This is a genomic window from Nocardia sp. NPDC050412, assembly GCF_044458825.1.
Lineage (GTDB): Bacteria > Actinomycetota > Actinomycetes > Mycobacteriales > Mycobacteriaceae > Nocardia.
The window spans coordinates 53,429-71,409 of record NZ_JBITIJ010000009.1; the positions used below are offsets into that span (position 1 = coordinate 53,429).

The following is a 17,981-nucleotide window of genomic DNA, read 5'->3' on the forward strand; positions in this document are numbered from 1 at the left end:
GTTCGTCGGCGGGCTCATCCCGGCGACCGGCGTCTCAAGGGCCGAACTGGGTGAGGACCATAGGATTCGGTCCGCCGTGGACGGAGGCGTTCGCCTGGTCCACCCAGATCTCGTGCGCACGGCGCGGGCTGATGCCGAGGGCCGCCGCGATGGTGTCGGCGCCAGGGGGCATCGCGCCCCGCGCTGGGACGTCCGTCGGATCCGGTGGGGGGCCGCCGACCGCCGTCTGCGTGTCGGGATCCGGAAATACGCTGAGTGCCACGCGCCGCGTCCAGTTGCCGATTCTTCCGAGCACGTGTGCGATGCCAGCTAGGGCATCGGTTCCGGTGCCCCACACCAACTCTCGCAATTTCCCGGGAAGAATGCCGAGCAAGTAGCCGTCGACGACCTTCATCATGTATTCCTCGGCCCGTCGACTGCCGATCATCGACCAGAGTCGGGCGGCCAGATACCGGGAGCGCAGGTACTCGTCCGAATCGGGGTCGAGCGCTCGGCAGCCGGGGAAGTGCAGTGCCGACCACAGGTCGTCTTTCAGGTGCGCATTCCAGATCTTGTATTCCTCGGGGGTGAGTACTCCGCGCATCCGCTCGCGGTCGCCGTCGAGCATCGGCCTGCCCGAGAAGTACTGCATCCGGCCGCGCGCGATCGCCAGGAGCTGGGGCAGTTCGTCGAACGATGTGTCGCGTGCGAACTGCTGCCCCCGGCTGATGCGCTCGGCGGTGTCGCGGTTGCTCGGTTGCTCCGGCTCTTCCTCGGGCATGGTCCGGAACTTGTACACGATGGTCGTCTTATCGCCCTGCACCCGTTTGACCTGTTTGAAGAACAGTGAGCCAGGGCTGGTGCGCGGCAGGTGCAGTAGCTGCTCGGCCTTCAGACCCGTTGCGACGAGCAGGGTCAGGGTCACATAGGCGGGAAATCGCTCGAGTATCCGTCCCAGTTCGAGGAAGTCCTTCTCGGTGAGCTCCACCTTGCGCAGCGTCTTGATATCTCCCGAGAACAACGCGTCGAACCATTTCCCTCGATTGCTGACCCACTCGTCGCCGTACAAGTCCTCTGGTTCCGGCATCGGCAGGTCGCGGATATACCAGAAGGCATCTGGATCGATCTCGAGCAGTTGCCGCTTCAGGTCGGCGATCGTTTCGAGTTCCTCGGCGGTGAATGCCTTCGGATTGTCCGGCGGTTCGGGTTCGGTGTGTGCCGTAGCGCCGCGCGCCGATTCCTGCTGTGTGCCCGCTGTTCGGGTGAGTGGCACTTTGTCAGCGGCAGCAGCGGCGTCGGAGGCCGCCGGTGGTCCCGTGATCGGGCCTCGGCGCGGGAATGATCGGGCTGCGTCGGGGAGCGGTTCGTCGCGGGCGGACAGCTTGTTGCCAGCGGATTTCAGACGGGCGACGAAGGCTTCCTCGATATGCGGGTAGGGCTGCTCCCACTTGTCGAGCATTCGGATGCGGGGCGTCGACGGCTCTTCGGCGTCTGGATCGGGGTCCCCGACGTTGGTGTCGAAGACGATGACGTCGTCGTCGACTCCGGTGACCAGCCAGCTGTGCATTTCGGTGCCGTCGTCGACGAGGAACGCAATACTGTCGGTTCCGTTGTCCCGGTTGCGGACCTCCTCGATGCTCGACGCGAGCATATCGGCCACGGTCGCGCCGGTCGGCGGATGCACCGGGACGAGCTGTGCTGTGATGGCTGCTTCCAGGGCTTCCCAGTCGTTTTCGCCTGGGGCGGGCTGGATTCCGGCGTCGACGCCGAGCGCCCAAGCTGCCCGCGATGTTTGGTTGACGCAATCCTCGAGGGGGTGACCCACGCGGCGGAGCCGGGTCAGTGTTCGTTCGAGTGCGTTCGTGCCAGGCATCGAGGGCGCGAGTCGGCTGGACGCCAGGTTCGTTATTTCGTCGCCGCGGTCCTGCGTTGTGTCGTCGAGCAACGACGTGAGCTCGCCGTGTAATCGGCGTATCTCGCGATGGGCGGTCCCCGGTGCCTGCCCGAGTGTCAGCCGGGTATCGACCACGGACAGGACTTCGGTGATTCTGCTCAGCAGGTCGAGTCCGGTGGTGCGATCGCCGGTCTGCGTCAGGTGATACCGCGCGACGGTCATCAGATCCGATAGATACGCGTGCGCCGCGGCGGCGAAGTCGCGGTCGGAACCTGCCTGACTTTGCGTGAATGAATCCGCGTGGTCGGGCAGCGCCCGCTGGGCATCGGTCACCGGATCAGGGACCGGTGTCGCGGCGTTCTCGATCGAGACCGCCTTTCGGTGCCAAAGCAATCCGAGTAAACCACCGCCGCGGTTGACCACGCGGCGGGCGGCAGCCCCGGCTGCGGCGGCTCCGATGACAGCCACCGGAATCCAGCCGGCCGGCGTGATGCCCTGAGACGACAACAGGGCGCCGCCGAGTAATCCGCCGATTGCGGGGCCGGCCCCGAGGACCAGACTTTTCGCGCTTGTCGCCCGGCTATAGACGCTGCGCGGAAGAACATTCTGCTCGTAAGACGCGATCCTGGCGTTCATGCTGACACCGAGCGCTGAGATACCGAATGCGCCCGCTGCTAGCGCAATAGGGTTGGTGCTGACCGCCTGTAGCGCGGCGACACCCGTGAACCCAGCCAGTGACACCGGATACACGGCATCGGCCCGCACCTTCTCGATGAACCGGACCGGCAACAGTCCGCCGACAACGCCACCGACCCCCGTGGCGGCCAACACCGCCCCGGCGGCGACACCGGGCAGTGCGGCATCGTCGAGCACGGCGGCGGTGCGGAGGTTGAGGGCCGCGAAGCTCGCGTTGGTGAGCAGAGTGAGACCGGAATATTCGCGCAGAAACGGCTCCTGCCATACCGCCCGCACGCCCTCACCGATATGGCGCACCGAATCTCGGAAGCCATGCGTCGGCGCCGAGGTGCGGCGCGGAAAGGCGTCGCGCAGCCGAGACAGCGTTCCCAGGTTCCACGCGTAGGAGGCGCCATTGGCGGCGAACGGCAACGTTTTCACCGCATCCAGCAGGATGGGGCCGAGTGCTCGTCCACCGGTCGCCGCGATGGAGGCTTCGATTTCGGATAGGCGGTTCGCTCGCGGGCGCTGCGCGGGTGTGACCAGGTCCAGGACTACCGACCGGAGACTGCGCAGGTAGAAGATGGTCGCTGTACCCTCGACCATCGTTGCCGCGGCGAGCGCGGTGCCGAGATGCCCGCGCGCTCCGGACAGGACCAGCGCGCCGGCGCCCGCGGTACTCATCAGACCGACGGACTGTGCGATGAGCATTGTCCGCCACCGGTCATGGAAATCGGCGACGTAGCCGGCGGGGAGTTCGAACAAGACCTGCGGGATGAACACGGCGAATGAGGCCAAGCCAGCGGCCATCGGCGAGCCGGTCAGCTCCAGCATCAGCAGCGGCAGCGCCGACCGTTGTACGTTGTCGCCGATGCCGGTGAGGGCGTTGGAGATGTACAGCTGCCGGTACGGCTTATTGGTGCTGAGCAGTTCGCGCAGCGAAACCGGTTCTTCGGCAGGCGGATTCGGCTGTCCGTCCGATGGTCCCGTCGCGTGGGCGTCACCGTCGAGGTTCGGGTCGCGGGCAAATACCATCCCCATGCTGTGTTGTCCGGGCAGCACCGGGATTCGATCGAGATCGAGGCCGGTCGGGTCCGGGCGCTTGCCTTTGGGGAGGTCGAGAGCCTCGACCACATCGGGTACGGCACCGCGGCGGTGAGGTGCGGGTTCGAGTCCGCGTCCGGCGTCGGCGTCGGCGTCGGACCGTTGCCACGGCGACGCGGTGGTCGCGTGGGTAACCGGACCGGTGGCGCGCCGAGTTCCATTGTCCGGCAGTATGTTCGGCTCGTCCTCGGATTCCGGCGCATCGGCGCCCATGGCCGCGGCCAGTGCCGTCGCGTTCGCTCGCCACCAGAACAGGTCACGTAGTCGTCCCGCCGCGTCCGAGGGTGGACGGTGCTGTGCACGTTCGGCCAGGTCGGCCTTACCGGCGCAAACCAGAGCGATATTGCGCAGCGATATCGTCGGCACGCGCAGCTCGGAATCGAGGTAGATCAGATAGCCCCCATGGATCCGCTTGACGCTGCGGACGGTCGACGGCATAGCGGCGGCGAGCCGGACCGCGCCCCAGCGGCCCACCGGGTTACGGCCGCGGCTGAGGCCCAAATACCGGTCCGTCGCCTGCGGGGCGGAGCCGCCGGCATGCGTCACCGGATCGCGATCGTCGGCCACGGCGAAGACATTGTCGGCACCGATACCGAATTCGTCCGCGTGAGCCATCGGCCCGGCCCCCGGGGATCCGGTGAGGACCACCTGATCGATATGGGCGGCAAGTCGGCGGCCCATTCCCGCGTAGCAGAGTGTGGTCGAGCCATAGCTGTGCGCGACCACGGTTCGCAGTCGCGGCGGTGCGGCGCCCCCGGGTAGGCCCGCCCAGGTCGCGCGTGTCGCGTCGTAGGCGGCGATCTCGGCGGCCACGATATCGCCGCCCTGTTCGGCAAGTTCCGACGACCTGATCTCCTCGACCGTATTCGGGTGATGGAAGCCGATATCGATAATGGTGGCCGTCGGGACACCCGGATTGTGTCGGGCCGACTCCGCGTACTGCGCGAGGACGGCCTGCGCACGCTTCGGCAGTTTCTGGAGCGTATTACCCACTCCACCGAGCTGCCTTGTGACGATCGCCGCTTTGTCGGCATCGTCGATCGACACGATGATGCGGCCGTCGCCGTCATAGGCGGTCGCGTCGTAGGCGATCAATTGCACTGGGGGCGAATCGAACTCGCGCACGTCCTGTTCCAGGGCGGCCAGGTGTTGCAGAGTTCGCACCAGGTTGGTCAGGTGCACGGTCTCTTCGGGGGAGAGGACGTGGCCGGGCCGTCCGAGTCGGAGCAGGGCCCGTGCTTCGGTGAGAAGTCCTTCGTTGTCGGCGTCGGGCTTGCGTTCCAGGAAGCCCTTGATGTCGTCGATGATCGATCGGCGGTTCGCCTCGTCCCGCACGGTGTACGGAACACCGTCGGCGTTGCCGATCTGATGTGGATGTCGCAGGATCAGCGCGGCCTGCTGAATGTCGGTGAGGGCGTTCCACCATCGCGCCACCGCGTTGGCGCGGGCAGCCGACGCCTGGACCACATCTTGGGGATCCACCGGCATCGTCAACGACAACAGCGCCGCGTCCGGTCCCAAGTACTTCCGCAGTTCGGCGATGCCACCTACGGCCAGTTGCTCCACTTGGGCCGGCCCGCACCCGAGCCGGTCGAGCAGAGCCTGCGCGCGGTCCGGAATCTCGGGGTCGACTTCGGTGTTCGGATTCGTCTCGGCGGACGTGTCGGCGGCCGGAGTATCGCCAGCATGGCGGAAGCGCTTGCCGGCGTTGCGTTTCAGCGCGGACCACGGGTTGTCGGGGTCCTCCTGCGCCCGTTGGGTACTGCCGCGCCTCCGGCCGCCCGGTAGCCGGTGAGCGTGACCCTTCATATCCTTTCCGTAGGCGTTCAGCACGCCGAGATCGTCCTGGTTGCCGCGCGGTGCCTCACTGAATTCGCTTGGCCTGCCGCCGACGCGGTCGAGGGCGTGATCGGTGCCCGCAGGGTCCGGCTGCGTGGGCGCTGCCGACTTTTGCCATGGCGTCGATGTGGGCTGGTCTGTGTATGTCTTGCCCTCCGCGATTCCGCGCAGTATCGCGCTCTCGATTTCGGATAGTTCGGGACCGGTGTCCGCCCGGTGCATCGAAGATATTGTGCGGACATGCGCGGCCAGTTTGTGCGGAGACTCTTCGGCACCAGCGGAACTGGCAGGCTGCGGTGCGAGCTCACTCCGTCGTGACACGCCGAGCTTGTCACGGATCCGCCGGACGTGGGTTTTGACGGTTTCCACCGGCATCCCCAGACTGTCGGCGATTTCCGCGTTGGTCTTGCCTTCGGTGATCAGTGTGTGGATTGCTTGCTGGCGTTTGGACAGCGGGCGATTGCCGGGGGTGGCGGCGCTGGCGGTGTCCGGTAGGTCGGCAGACCGCTCTTCGGACGGATTCTCCTGTCGTGCAGTGGGTTTGCGTAGCTGCCGGGGCTTTGCGGCGGCCGGCGCGAGTTCGGAGTGGATGTTGGCTCCGGCCGGCGCGGTACCGGTGGGACGATCTGCGTCGGGTGCATCGGAGGACACTCCGGTTTGGTGGTTGTTGATGTCCTCCAATATCTCCGTCAGCGCCACCGTCGTATCGAATGGCTCTGGGGGGCCTGGCTGGTCGAGAGTTGCTCGGAGACGCTGCGCGACTGTCAGGAGATGCGCTACCAGCGGGTCACGAATTTCCTGCAGCAGTTCGGGTGTGCGGGCGGCGCTGACCAGGCTCTGCGTCTTCGCGTCGGATCGGAGCATGCGGCGGGACGATTCTCGATGCGCGCGCAGTTGTGGGTCGGCTTCGGCGGCACCGAACGCGAGCAAGGTAAGTCGTGCGATCTCCGCGTCGAGACGGTGGAACTCGCGCTCGAATTGTGCTGCGCGCGCTGCCGCCATTTGGTGCGCCGCCGATGCGGTGTCGTCGGCGCGCGCCGTGGGCAACCGGTCGCGCGCCGCGCGCCATCGGTCCCGTGCTGCCCGCGCGCGCTCGCGTTCAGCCACCAGGGTGGTGCGGTCATCGAGCAACTGCGACAACGGGATTCGATCGCCGGATGATTCGGTGACACCGTGGCGTTCGAGGAGCCGATCGAGGTGAGAAACGATGCTGTCGATGAGTGATTGTGCGGCCTGACCGGCAGGTGTAACGGGCTGCGGTTCGAGTCGCGTCGGGCTGAACGAGGTGGACCATGCGCGGCCTCGGCCATCGACCTGCACACACCGGTATTCGACCCGAATCCCAGCCTGCGCCAAGGCTTCCCGGGTTGGCGGTGGCAGGAAATGGTCGGGATCGGCGAACGGTGCCGCGATGGTGAGGAGATCGCCGTCGAGCCTGGCCCACCGTCCGATTCGTTGTCCCGGCAATTGATCAAGGCACTGCTGGGCCGCGGCGGCCGCGGCTTGTACCCGGATTGTTCGCAGATACTCGGTGAGCATCTCCAGGCGCGCAAGCAGCATGCGCTGTCTGGCAGCGTCGGCCGGAGTCATCCGGTCCGGATCCACCGGGTCGGGGAACAGCCGCCGTCGAACTTTTGCGGTTCGGGCGAGCTTGCGCTGTGCGTCGCCGATCCGCGCGCCCCATACGGGCTGGGCCTGCGGCAGCTCCGCTGTCGATGCATTGTGCTGCCGCGGCCTCGCCGAGGGCTCGTCCGGTTCGTCGGCCGCCCACAACGGTTGCATGTCGGTGTTCGGGGAACACAGCTGCCACAGTCGATCTTGGCGTCCGGCGGTCGACGCCCGCACCGGCTCTGGGGGTTTCTCGACCAGGACTCGGCCGGTCGAATCTACCCGGACTCGGCGCGTCGTCACCGGAATCCCCAACTGCTCCAGCATATTCCGCAGTATGTTGGTTGCCTCGGAAGGTTGCCCTCGGCCTTCGAAAACCTCTACCCCGACCTCGTCGACGATCCGTCCATAGGGACCCAGCGACAGACCACCGCGGGCAGCGGCGACATGCCGCATCGCCTGCCGTTCGGCTCGGGTACGCGCGAACGCCAACTCGGCGTCGAAACCGGCGCAGCGCCGCATGATCGCATCGATATGACTCAGCAACGCCCGCAACCGGCTTCGTATCCGGTCGTCGGTATCCGGATGGGACAGTGCTGCCTCGGCCCGGGCACGCAGATCGACCACATCCAGGTATGCCTGCGCGGCACCGGCGTCGGCCCAGGCTCCGAGACCGAGGAGTTCGGCCAGTCCATCGGTCCCGACCAGCAGCTGCCGGACCTCTCGCAGGAGATCGGCCCGCTGCCAGGCCGTTTCGGACATATCATGCAGCCATTGCCCCAGTTCGCCGGTCGGTGCATGCTCCCACTCGGTGAATCCGGGCAGCGGGTCGCCGGTATCGGATTCATGACTGTGGGTATTGGCGCCCCACATTTCGGCTCGTTGTCGATCCACCGAGCGGGCCAGCTCATCCAATCCGAAGGTCTGTCGACCGTCCCGGCCGACGCACATCAGGATCGGATCGGTGGTCTTCATCTGCTGCTGTTCGTCGGGCGACAGGTCACGCCATCTCCGAGTCAGCCGTACCAGTACGCCATCGGGGCGCATGCTTGCGCGGAATCCGAACGCTTCGGGAATCGGTCCGCGGTCCTGTGCTCGGGCAGCGGCAACCACATCGCGCCGCTGCGCATCCCGCCATACCTGCGCCACCGGAATCCCACGCAGTAGTGCCTGTAGCGCGTAGGCCGGGTGGGTGAAATCGGCGGGGGCGCTGTTACCGAATGCATTGTTCGCCTCGGCGAGCGCCTCTTTCGGGTTGAAGACCGGGCGATCACCGAGGGTGGGCTCGGCTACGCCCGGCTTCCGGGATTGCTCATGCCCTTCGCCCGGAAACAGCTCCTTCAGTTCTCGGCTATAACCATCGAGCAGGTCCAGCCACTCGTCGAACCGAGTTTCCTTCGGGAGGGCACCCGCCTGCTTCAGTCCCGCGAAATGGGTGTACAGGAAGCCGAACGCTTTTGCCTCCAGCCAGCCGCTGTAGTCGCGTCGCCTATCGAAACGAGCGTCCGAGGGGAGCGTGCCGGCGATCCGCTGTTCGGTGAGTTCCGGGTATCGTGGTTTTGCCTCCCTCGACAAGTAATGGTATGGATCGCGCAAGTGGGCTATTTCATGGCGGATAAGATCGTAGGCGGGATCTCCGGTCGGTGCGTTCAACAAGCCCGCTTCGACATTTCTTTTGAATCCAGCTCGAAAGCTTTCCGGGTTTCCAAAATATGTCTCGTTGAGGAGAATGAGATGTTCCGGGCCGCCCCATGGTCCGGTGGCAGCGTATGTTTCGTTTTCAATGGGCAGGACGACGATCGCATCGATTCGAACCGAGTCGTCCTCCGTCAACTCGTCTACGATCGCATTTCGGATCGATGGGGCCGTATCTATCGAAATCGTCGACTTGTCCAGACCCACTATTTCTATTCCATAGGTCAGGAACAAATCTGCCGCGATCGCCTGTTTGAGGTATTTCTCGGCTTCCGCGTCGGGATGCGGAACGGGGGATTCGGGCAACGAGTATGCAGGCGGTATCCACGATGCGGTGGCGGAACCGGATGTCACTGCGGAGGCGGCTTTGCTGAGGTTGCTGCCGTTACCCGTCGGCGAAGGAGTTGGCGGCGTGTCGGGGGTGCCCGACTCCTCGCGGTCGATCTCTACCTGAGCGGCCGGTGGGGTCGGCTCCGATTCGTCATGCGACTGCGGCGAGCCGGGTTGGGCCGGTCCATCGGTGGATGGGCCGGACGGCCCGGCAGGGTGATACCAATACTTGGCCGAGGCTGCTGCGGCGCGTGCCCGACGCACCCCGCCGGGGCTTCCGATTCCCCGCAATGCCCGGCTGGTCGTCGACAGATTCATACCGACGCTTTCCGCCACGTCGATCATCTGCGGTTGATCCTCGAACCAGGCCGGTACGAACCTACCGTCGACAAGGTGTGGTGGAACGAATCGCTGTTCGACGTATTCCGGATCGATGACATCCTCGTAGGTGTCAAGGCAGCCCAGCCATTGTGCCGCGACCAAGACCCGCTGCGCGGACTCCGAATATCTCGGCTCGGCGCTGTTCAGGACTTCGTCTACGAATGATTCGCTCACCGTGGCCAACTCGGCGATGTCGGATCTGCTGGGCTCGCGGTCCACCTCGGCTGCGCTGAGCCCCAGCGCCAGCAGCTCTTCGCGACCGACCTCGTGCGGTGCGCATCCGATTGCCTCGGCCAACCGTCGACGGATCGCCCGCACCTGCACGACATCGAGAGCGGGCGCCGATTCGTCGCTCCCGTAGTTGTCGAGGAAGGCTGCGACCGCATCGATGAGGCGACCGATCTCCGAGGAGCCTGTGACACTGACGACTTCACGCAGCACAGCAAGCGGATCGTCCTCGGGCGTGTGGCCGATCGGACTCCGCCTCGGAAGTCCCAGCAATCGGCTGAGCCGAGTAGCCAGCTGTTCGTTCCGCTTGATCAAGTCCCGCTGAACATCTGGATCGGCCCGAGCGACCTTCGCACCTTCGTTGGTCGCGGTTTCGATGTCGTCATGTAGTTCGATCCATGATCGGATCCATCGCGTAATCGGTTCGGCCACAGCGGCGACGGCCTGGGGTTCCACGCTCCCGCCTCGGATCTGTTGTTGGACGACGTACAGGGCCAGCAGAACCGATCCTGGGCGAACGAGATAGGGATCCACGTCCAACAGGTCGGACAGCTCGGCCGTCTCGGCCCGCGTCCGGGCCCGCGCGTTGCACAACTCGGCGCGAAGTTCGTGCAGGACTTCTGGACCCGGGGAACTCGCCGCCCCGATATCCGCGACCGCCGGTGCAACGGCCCGCGTGGAGGTGGCTTCGGTATGCGGTGCGGCGGCGGGGGTGCTCCCCGGCGCTTCGGTAGGAGCCGGACCGGAGCCGTCGACCAGTCCCCGGCGTTGCGCTGCCAACGCCAGGCCGACCCTGGTGTCGACATCCAGGGTCTCGTACAGCTGGGCGAGCAATGGCGTCACCCGGTCCGCCCCCACCACAGTCGCGATGTCTCTGTTCGTCCGGCCGTCTGCCACCATCTGGACCACCGTGGTTTCGGCCTCCGACAGCTCGACCGGCTCGAACTGCTCGGTGTTATCACCGAGTTCCCCGGCCCGAGCGGCCGCCAAGATCGTGGGGATCACGCCACTGGTGTGGAACTTTTCTCCCGCGCGAGCGAGATAGCTGTGGACCGTGGTGGGTGACAAGGTCAGCGTCGCACCGACTTCCGCGGCCGACAGACCCTGAGCCATCAGGCGTAGTACTTCGCGCTCGCGACTGCTCAGTTCGCTGGGGCCCCGATCCGCGACGTCGTTCGCCGTCGTCGGTGCTGCTGGTGGTGGCGCGGTTGTGTGGTCGGCGGATGCGGGTGCGTCACCGTCGATTCCGTCGGCTTGGCGCGGATTCTCTGGCACCGAGTCGACCGGATCAGCGGGTGCGGAAGTCCGGTCCAGATCCAGATCGCCCCGGCGCTCGGAATGTGAAACCGGATCGGACGAAGCCGGCTCTTCGGCGCGAGCACGTTGGTGCACCTGCCGTGTGAGCCGGTCGATCTCGGCGGCCTGGCGGTCAGTGAGATCGATCCGGTGGCGTCCTGAGTCGGTGGCGTTCGTGACGAGTTGGCGTTGGGCGGAAGTCAGTTGAGCGAGGTTGTCGAGCAATGTATTTCGCGCTGCGGCGAACACCCATTCGCTGATATCCATGCCCTGTGGGACCGCCCAGCGGCCGCGTTCGGCAGAACGCAGCGCGGTGAGGCTGATCGCGGATGCGAGCCGTCGGACCGGCCCCGGTGGTGTGCCGTGGGTCGGATCCCAGCCGAGCAGGGCCGACACGCGCTGGGTTGTGCCGCGCCGTAGGCGTCGTCTCAAGGTCTGGGTGGCTCGGTGGTTGCCCTGCTGCGCCAATGGCAGCAGGGCGATCAGGTCGTCGGTGGGCTCGTCCAGGGCATCGGACGGTAGGGGTTGCTGCGGAGCGTCGGTCGAATCCGCGTGGGCCACGTTGCTTACCTGCGGCGATTCGGCTGCGGTATTTTCGCCTGGATCTCGGGGTGTCGACTCGGGTCCGAGCGCAGCCGGTTCATCAGAGACGGTCGGTCGGGCGGGCGAAGTAGGGGTTTCGCTGTGCCCGGTGACCTCCGGGTCGTTGCCCGCGGCGGCTGGCCGGTACGGGACGCGTGCGCTCGGTCCGATGGGGTTGGCGGGGTCGACAGCGGTGACCATTGCGGGGTCGCGGCGGCTGCCGGGCGGATTCGCGACCCAGGATTCGTCCTGGAACAGGTCCGATGCTCTGGAGTGGGACGCCGAGCGGGTGGCGACGACCGGCTTCGCGGGTGCCGCGGCGTGAGTGCCTGCGGGCGGCGTGGGTGCGGGTGTCGGCTCGGGGTCGGTCTGTCCGGGGTCTTGCCGAGCGGATGCGGCAGGACTGCCGGATCGTGTCTCGGAAGTGGTGTTGTTCGTGGTCGGGGCAGTGGATTGGCGGGTGTCGGGTGCGTCGCTCGCGACCTGTGCCCGCGCTGCCTCGGTCATCGTTCGGATCGCGGCGAGTTGTAGCGGGCTGAGGTCGTGTCCGTTCCGTAGTGCGTTGTGTGTGCCGGTGATGGTTGCGATCTCGGTGTTGCTCATATGGAGGGTGCTGTCCACCAACGCGTTTCGTATGTGCTCGGCGAGCCAGTCGCCGAGTTGTCGGCCAGCGGTAATCTGCCATCCGTTGAGTTGCGCGGTGTGGAAACCGGCCGCGTTGATCGCGTGCGCGAGTTGCTGCACCGGCTCGGGTGGCGTGCCGTGCGTCCCGTCCCAGCCCAGCACGGTGAGCACATGCTGGTACGTCGCCGTCCCGAATCGCCGCTGCAATATGTGTGCCGCGGCCGGATCACCGCTCTGTGCCTGCTGCAGGACCTCGGTTGTATCGGCCAGCAACGGCCTGCCGGACTTGCTGATTTTGTCGTCGAGCAGCGACTCTTGCCCTGCTGTGGCAGCGTTGAGTGTGCCACTGGACAATTCCTGTGGCATTTGATTGATGAAGTGTCTTCGGTTCGGGTCCTCCGACTGGGTTGTCGGGGGAGCGTGCGCGGGTGGGCCGGGGGTGTGGTCGCTCGATTGAGCCGCCTGGTTGGCGCGTCTGATCGCGCGCCCGAGGCGGGCGCGTTCGGCGGCTTCGTTTTGCAGTGTGGGGGTCAGGCTGCGGAGTTCTTGCTCGGCTGCGGTGAGTTTCTGCTGGGCTGTGGCGACGTCGGCGGCTGTGGCGTCGACTTTCGCTTTTGCCGCGGCGGCGTCGGGGTTGGCTGGTTGTGTGGGGTCGAGTGTGTCGGCTTCGCGGGTTGCTTTGTTGTGGTCGTTGACGGCTTGGGTGTGTTCGGCTGCGGCGTCGCGGTAGTGGGTGATCGCGATCTTGGCTCGGGGATTGTGTGTTTCGCTGTAGAGGTTTCCGGTGATTGTGTCGTTGAAGCGGTAGCTGCCGTTGCTGCCGTTGCGGCCGGCGCGTGCGGCGCATTGGGCGTCGGTGTCGGCGTTGGTTGAGCGGCCGAGCATGTGGGCGTGGAGTCCGCCCAATTGGTTGACTTCGGCGTCGACGACCGCGTCGAAACCGCGGCCGAGCATCCCGGGGGTGCCGACGGTGACGTTGCCTTTCTTGCCTGCGGTGTCCATGACTCCGGAGAGGTGTTCTTCGGCGGCGTTGTTGTCTCGGTGTTCGGCGAACCATTTGCCGGTGATGGCGGTGTGTTCGATATCCGCCTTTTTCAGCATCAGCGAGAATTTCCATGCGACGTCGTTGGAGGCGATAACCAGAACTGGTCTGCCCTTGTCCTGCAACTGGCGGACCTGCTCGACCGCGTCTTTGAACATCTCGGGTCCGGTGAGGAAAATCTGGTCCTGCTCGCCCACCAGGTTCGATTTTCCGAAGTTCTCGATCTTCGCCAGGCCACCTTGGACGGGGAAGTTTTCCTTGATCTCGGTGGCGGTCCGCTCGAGTGTGCCCGACATCAGGTTCAACCGCCGGTATCGGCCGAGGACGTCTTCCACGGTGACCTGTTTCGAACCGGTCCCGTCGGAATAGACTTGGGCATCGAACATCGCTTCCACCATTTTGTGGCGGCCCCCGAACCAGCGGCTGTCGGTGCCGACTTTCGGGTCGCTGCGGGGTTTGCCGTTCTCGTCGAGGATCTGGATCTTGTCATCGAATTTCTGGAAATCGCGATTCAGTTTCAGCCGGCCCGCTTTGACATCGAGGAAAGTACGGGCCATCTCGGTTTCCTCGGCTGTGAATTTCCGCCCGGCGTAGCTTTCCCACAACCGGCTCACCCTCGCCAGGCTCTCTTCTGGACGGGCACGCAGATCCGCGGATGTCAACTCCCGGTGCGCCAGAACACCCCGCAGGAAATCCCGTACCCGATACACTCCGGCGGCCTCGACATCGGAGGCAGGCGCACGCTGTCCGTCGGATTGGTAGTGCACCGTCTGGTCGTGGACCAGTACCGCGTCGGCCTCATCGATCGTGGCGGTGTCCCCCGGTGGCAACCGGTCGAACAAGTTCGCTGTCGCAAGTTCGTCATAGGTCATGTAGTAGACGGTCGGGCGTTGCGGATCAGCGGGCGGATTGTGCGGATCCCAGCGAGAGACCTCGTAACCGAGGCTGCGCATCATCGTCCCGAACTGCCGGAAACCTTCGTTGGCCAGCACCTCGGTCGTGGTGATCACATGATGGACCCGTACCCACCGCCCGTCGGCGAGTTGCACCGGCTCCCCGCGCGAGAGCTGCCACAGCGAGTCCTCTGAGCCGACAATCGTCTTGCCCTGCGCCGTGCCCATCTGCCGCATGTATCCGTGTTCTGCGACCAGGAATGCCTTGATCTGATTCCACCGCGGCGTTTTGCCCGTGCCTTCGCGTACTGCGTGGATGTAGCGCAGCAGCGACTCCACCTCGTCCCCGTCCTCCATCACCTGCCGGCGCTGGGCCCACGACTCGCCAGCCAACTCCTCGGTCCGAGACCGATACAGCGCGAGCATCTTTTTCGACGCCGCCGTGAACTGCTCACCTTGCTGCTCAGTGAGATCGTGTTTCACCGCTGGATCACCCGAGGGCAACTCCGCCAACTCGGTCCTCAGTTCCCCCGCCAACCGGACCGCTCGCTCACCAACATCCGGTCGATCCACAGCAGAGGAATCAGCATCATGGGACACCGGGTCTGCTGCCTGCTCAGCGGTCGAAGGGTCGGTCTTGTTCGACGGCGAATCGGCGGGGTGCGGGCGAGGACCGGTGGTTGCTTCGGTGTCGGCGGTGTGCGGGCGAGGACCGGTGGTTGCTTCGGTGTCGGCGGGGTGCGGGCGGCCGGATGTGGAGGCATTGTCCGGTGTGGGATCGTGGTGAGCTGTCGGTTGGGCTGTTGGGTCGTCGGCGTGGTTGCGCGCGTTGGCTGGCTCGTTGTCGGCGGGATGCCGCACGTCGGTAGCCGTAGCGGTCGCGTGGTCTGTGGCGGCATCCGGTGCTGCTGGTGGTTGTTTCGGTGCGGGGGCGTCGATGGTCTGTTGATCGGGTTGCGGCTCAGGGGCTCTGATGTGTTCCGGAGTGCTTTCGGTTCTGTCGGTTCCGTTGCCGTCGGTCGAGGCGTTCCTGTCGCGTGCCGAAACTTCGCCGCCAGCAGGTGCGTCGGAAGTTGTTGTGGAGTGGTGTGATTCGGCTGCTGTTGGGGTGTGGGATTCGCCCGGGTGCGGCTGGCCTGCAGATCCAGGTTTGCTCGATGCCGAATCGGCGGGGTGTGCTACCGAAGCTGCTTCGTCGGGAGCTGCGACGCTCACGAGGACGGGGGCGGTCTCCTGTGCGTTGGCCGGCGTGACCTCGAGTTCTGGGGGTTTGGTGTCGGTTTGGGCGGTGACCACCGTGCGGCGTCTGTCCTGTCGCGGTGTGCCCGCCGCCGCGCCGCCGCGGCGATCCTGCCCTCGCTGCGGTGAGCCAGTCGGCGTGTCCGAACGGGGACGTGTACCGGCCGGGCGGCCATCGGCGAGTTGCGGCTGGGCGGTGCCGGTCCGCGCGGGGCTGTTGGGTGTCGCGCTCGAACCTGCCGGGACCGGTTGCGGCTGTTCACCATTCGGGCCAGCACTCGAGGGATGCGGCCGCGCGCCATCGTCGGCGTCAGAGGGGTGCGGCCGCGCGCCGCCGTTCGCATCGGCGTCGGAGGGATGTGGCTGCGGACCACCGTTCGCATCGGCGTCGGCCGTGTGTTGTTCGCTGGAGGCGCCGGTATCGTCGGGCGCGGAACCTTGCTGCTGGGCGTCTCGTTGAGCTGCTGGTTCGTCGGAGTGGATGCGCGCTTTGGGGGGATCGCTGTCGGACGGCCGCGGCTGCGGGCCAGCCGCGGCCTGCTCAGCAGTGGAATGCCGGGCCGGGGCCTCGGAATCGAGCAGTGGGGCGGCATCTGCCATCGGGGCTACCAGGGAGGGTTGTGCTGCAGTGCTGCTCGAGCCGACGTGGCCAGGGGCCGGTACCGAGCCGTGCCCGTTGTCCGCGGTGGCGGGCTGTTGGACCCGAGGACGGGATTGTTCGGATGTTGGACCGGAATCCCGAACCGGTCGTGCCGTTGGTTCATTGGTATGCGGGCGCGTAGGCTCGCTATCGGCCGGATGCGGGGTCGGCCGCGGCGCATCCGGTGCCGGACGATCGGTGTGTGGGCGGGCGTTGACCGGGTCACCGTCGGCGCGTTGGTGTGTCGGGCCGTCGGGCGCGGGGGCGTCGGCGGGAGGTGCTGCCGCCTGGGGGGCTGCTGGGTTCAGGTGTGGAGCACCGCCGTTATTGGCCGCGTACACCGCCTGGATCGGTGCCGCGATATTCGTTGGCACCCGAGCGCCTGTGGGGTGTTGGATTTGGTCGGCGGTGGCGGTGTTGACGCCATCGGGGGGCACAGCGTCGGGACTCTTGGGTTTCCAGATACTGCTGATGTGGTAGTCGTCGCGCATGAACGATGCCGGCGCCGGCAGCGGGTTCGGTTCGGCTGCTGGCTGGCGCAGCCGCGCGAGGATTTGGGTGAGTTGCTGGTTGGACCCGGCCGGGTCGGTCGGGTTGATAAGGCCGTTGTCAGCGAACGCGTTGACGAGTGCCTGGGTTCGCGAGTGAGGGGCGGGCGCGGTGGTGGCGGCAACCGTGGACTCAGGTGTGGTTGTCGCGTGTGTTGTTGTGTTGGTGCGGATTTCGGCGGCGCCGTGGGCGGCGGCGCCGAGGAATCCGCCGGTGATGGCGGGGAGGAGGCCTTCGGTGAGGGCTTTGGTGGTGAAGGGTTGACCGGACAGCAGGATGGAGGTGAGGGCGCCGAGGATACCGCCGGCGAGGCCGCCGGTGGCGCCGACGAGGGAGGTCCCGGCGAGTTGGAATCCGACGCGGGCGGCGGTGCTGGTGGCTGCTTCGGCGTGGGTGATGGTGTTGGGGATGATCCAACGCCCACCCACCCAGGATCCGGCGAGGGCTCCGGCGCCACCGCCGACGCCGCCGGCGGCGGCGGCGATTCCGACCGTTTTCCAGTCCATCGACTCACGGTTGCCGGCGAGGATTTGTCCGGCTTGAACGGCGGCGGAGATGCCGCCGACTTGGGTGGCTCCCCAGAACATGGCTTTGCCGGCTAGGACGATGGTGCCGCGTTGGGTGGCGTATTTGGAGGTTTGCCCCGCTAGGAAGATCAGGAACCGGCGTTTGGCGACCTGACAGGCGGTGTCGGTGGCCATGGAATCGATACGGAACTCCAGGGCCGCGCCGGCCGGGGAGAACATCAGCGCGGCACGGGACAGTTGCCACGCCAGGACCGTCGCGAAGCCGATGACGGTCCATTTCTGCTCTTCGATGCTGTTGGCGGCCTCGTAGAGTTGTTCGACCACAGTGTCGATGAACTCGGCCTGGGCGCGGAACTTCTCGGCCAAGTCGCGGAAGTTTTGGGTGATGGCGGTGCCGGTGGCGCCGCGCAACTCGTTTGCGATGCGTGCGGCCAGGGTGTCGTGGTGTTCGGCGTGGCCGCGACATTGTTCGGCCTTGTCCGACCAGTAGTCCGCCGCGCGGCGGGTGGCGGTTTCATCGCCGCGGGGGAAATGTCCGGCAACACAGTCGATCACCGGCGCGGGCAAACCTGCGGGCAATTGCAGAGTCATCTACCCTCTGACCCCGTCACACCTCGCCCGGTCCAATCCGTTACCACCGCGCTGGGCAGTCACGTCGGCAAACACAACGTCCTCCGTGCTCGAACCCGTCAATGAATGTCCGCAGGGACACCGCGCCGGCTCAACCTCTGAACCCGAAGAACCCCGCAATTCTCGCGCACACCACTGCACCTTCCCGTCCGTGGGAAGATTGGGTCTCCGAACGAGATCGCCGCCAGGGTCCCCCCATTGTGTGCGGCGACCTCGCAGAGGATGC

At 66.1% G+C, this 17,981-nt stretch carries 1 protein-coding gene; it reads right to left on the reverse strand.

Annotated elements, in window-relative coordinates; all coding sequences use genetic code 11:
- Positions 1 to 34: 34 nt before the first annotated feature.
- A complete protein-coding gene (locus ACIBI6_RS24805; protein ID WP_396958036.1) occupies positions 35 to 17,716 on the reverse strand; it encodes an MFS transporter in 17,682 nt (5,893 codons plus the stop codon).
- Positions 17,717 to 17,981 lie beyond the last annotated feature (265 nt).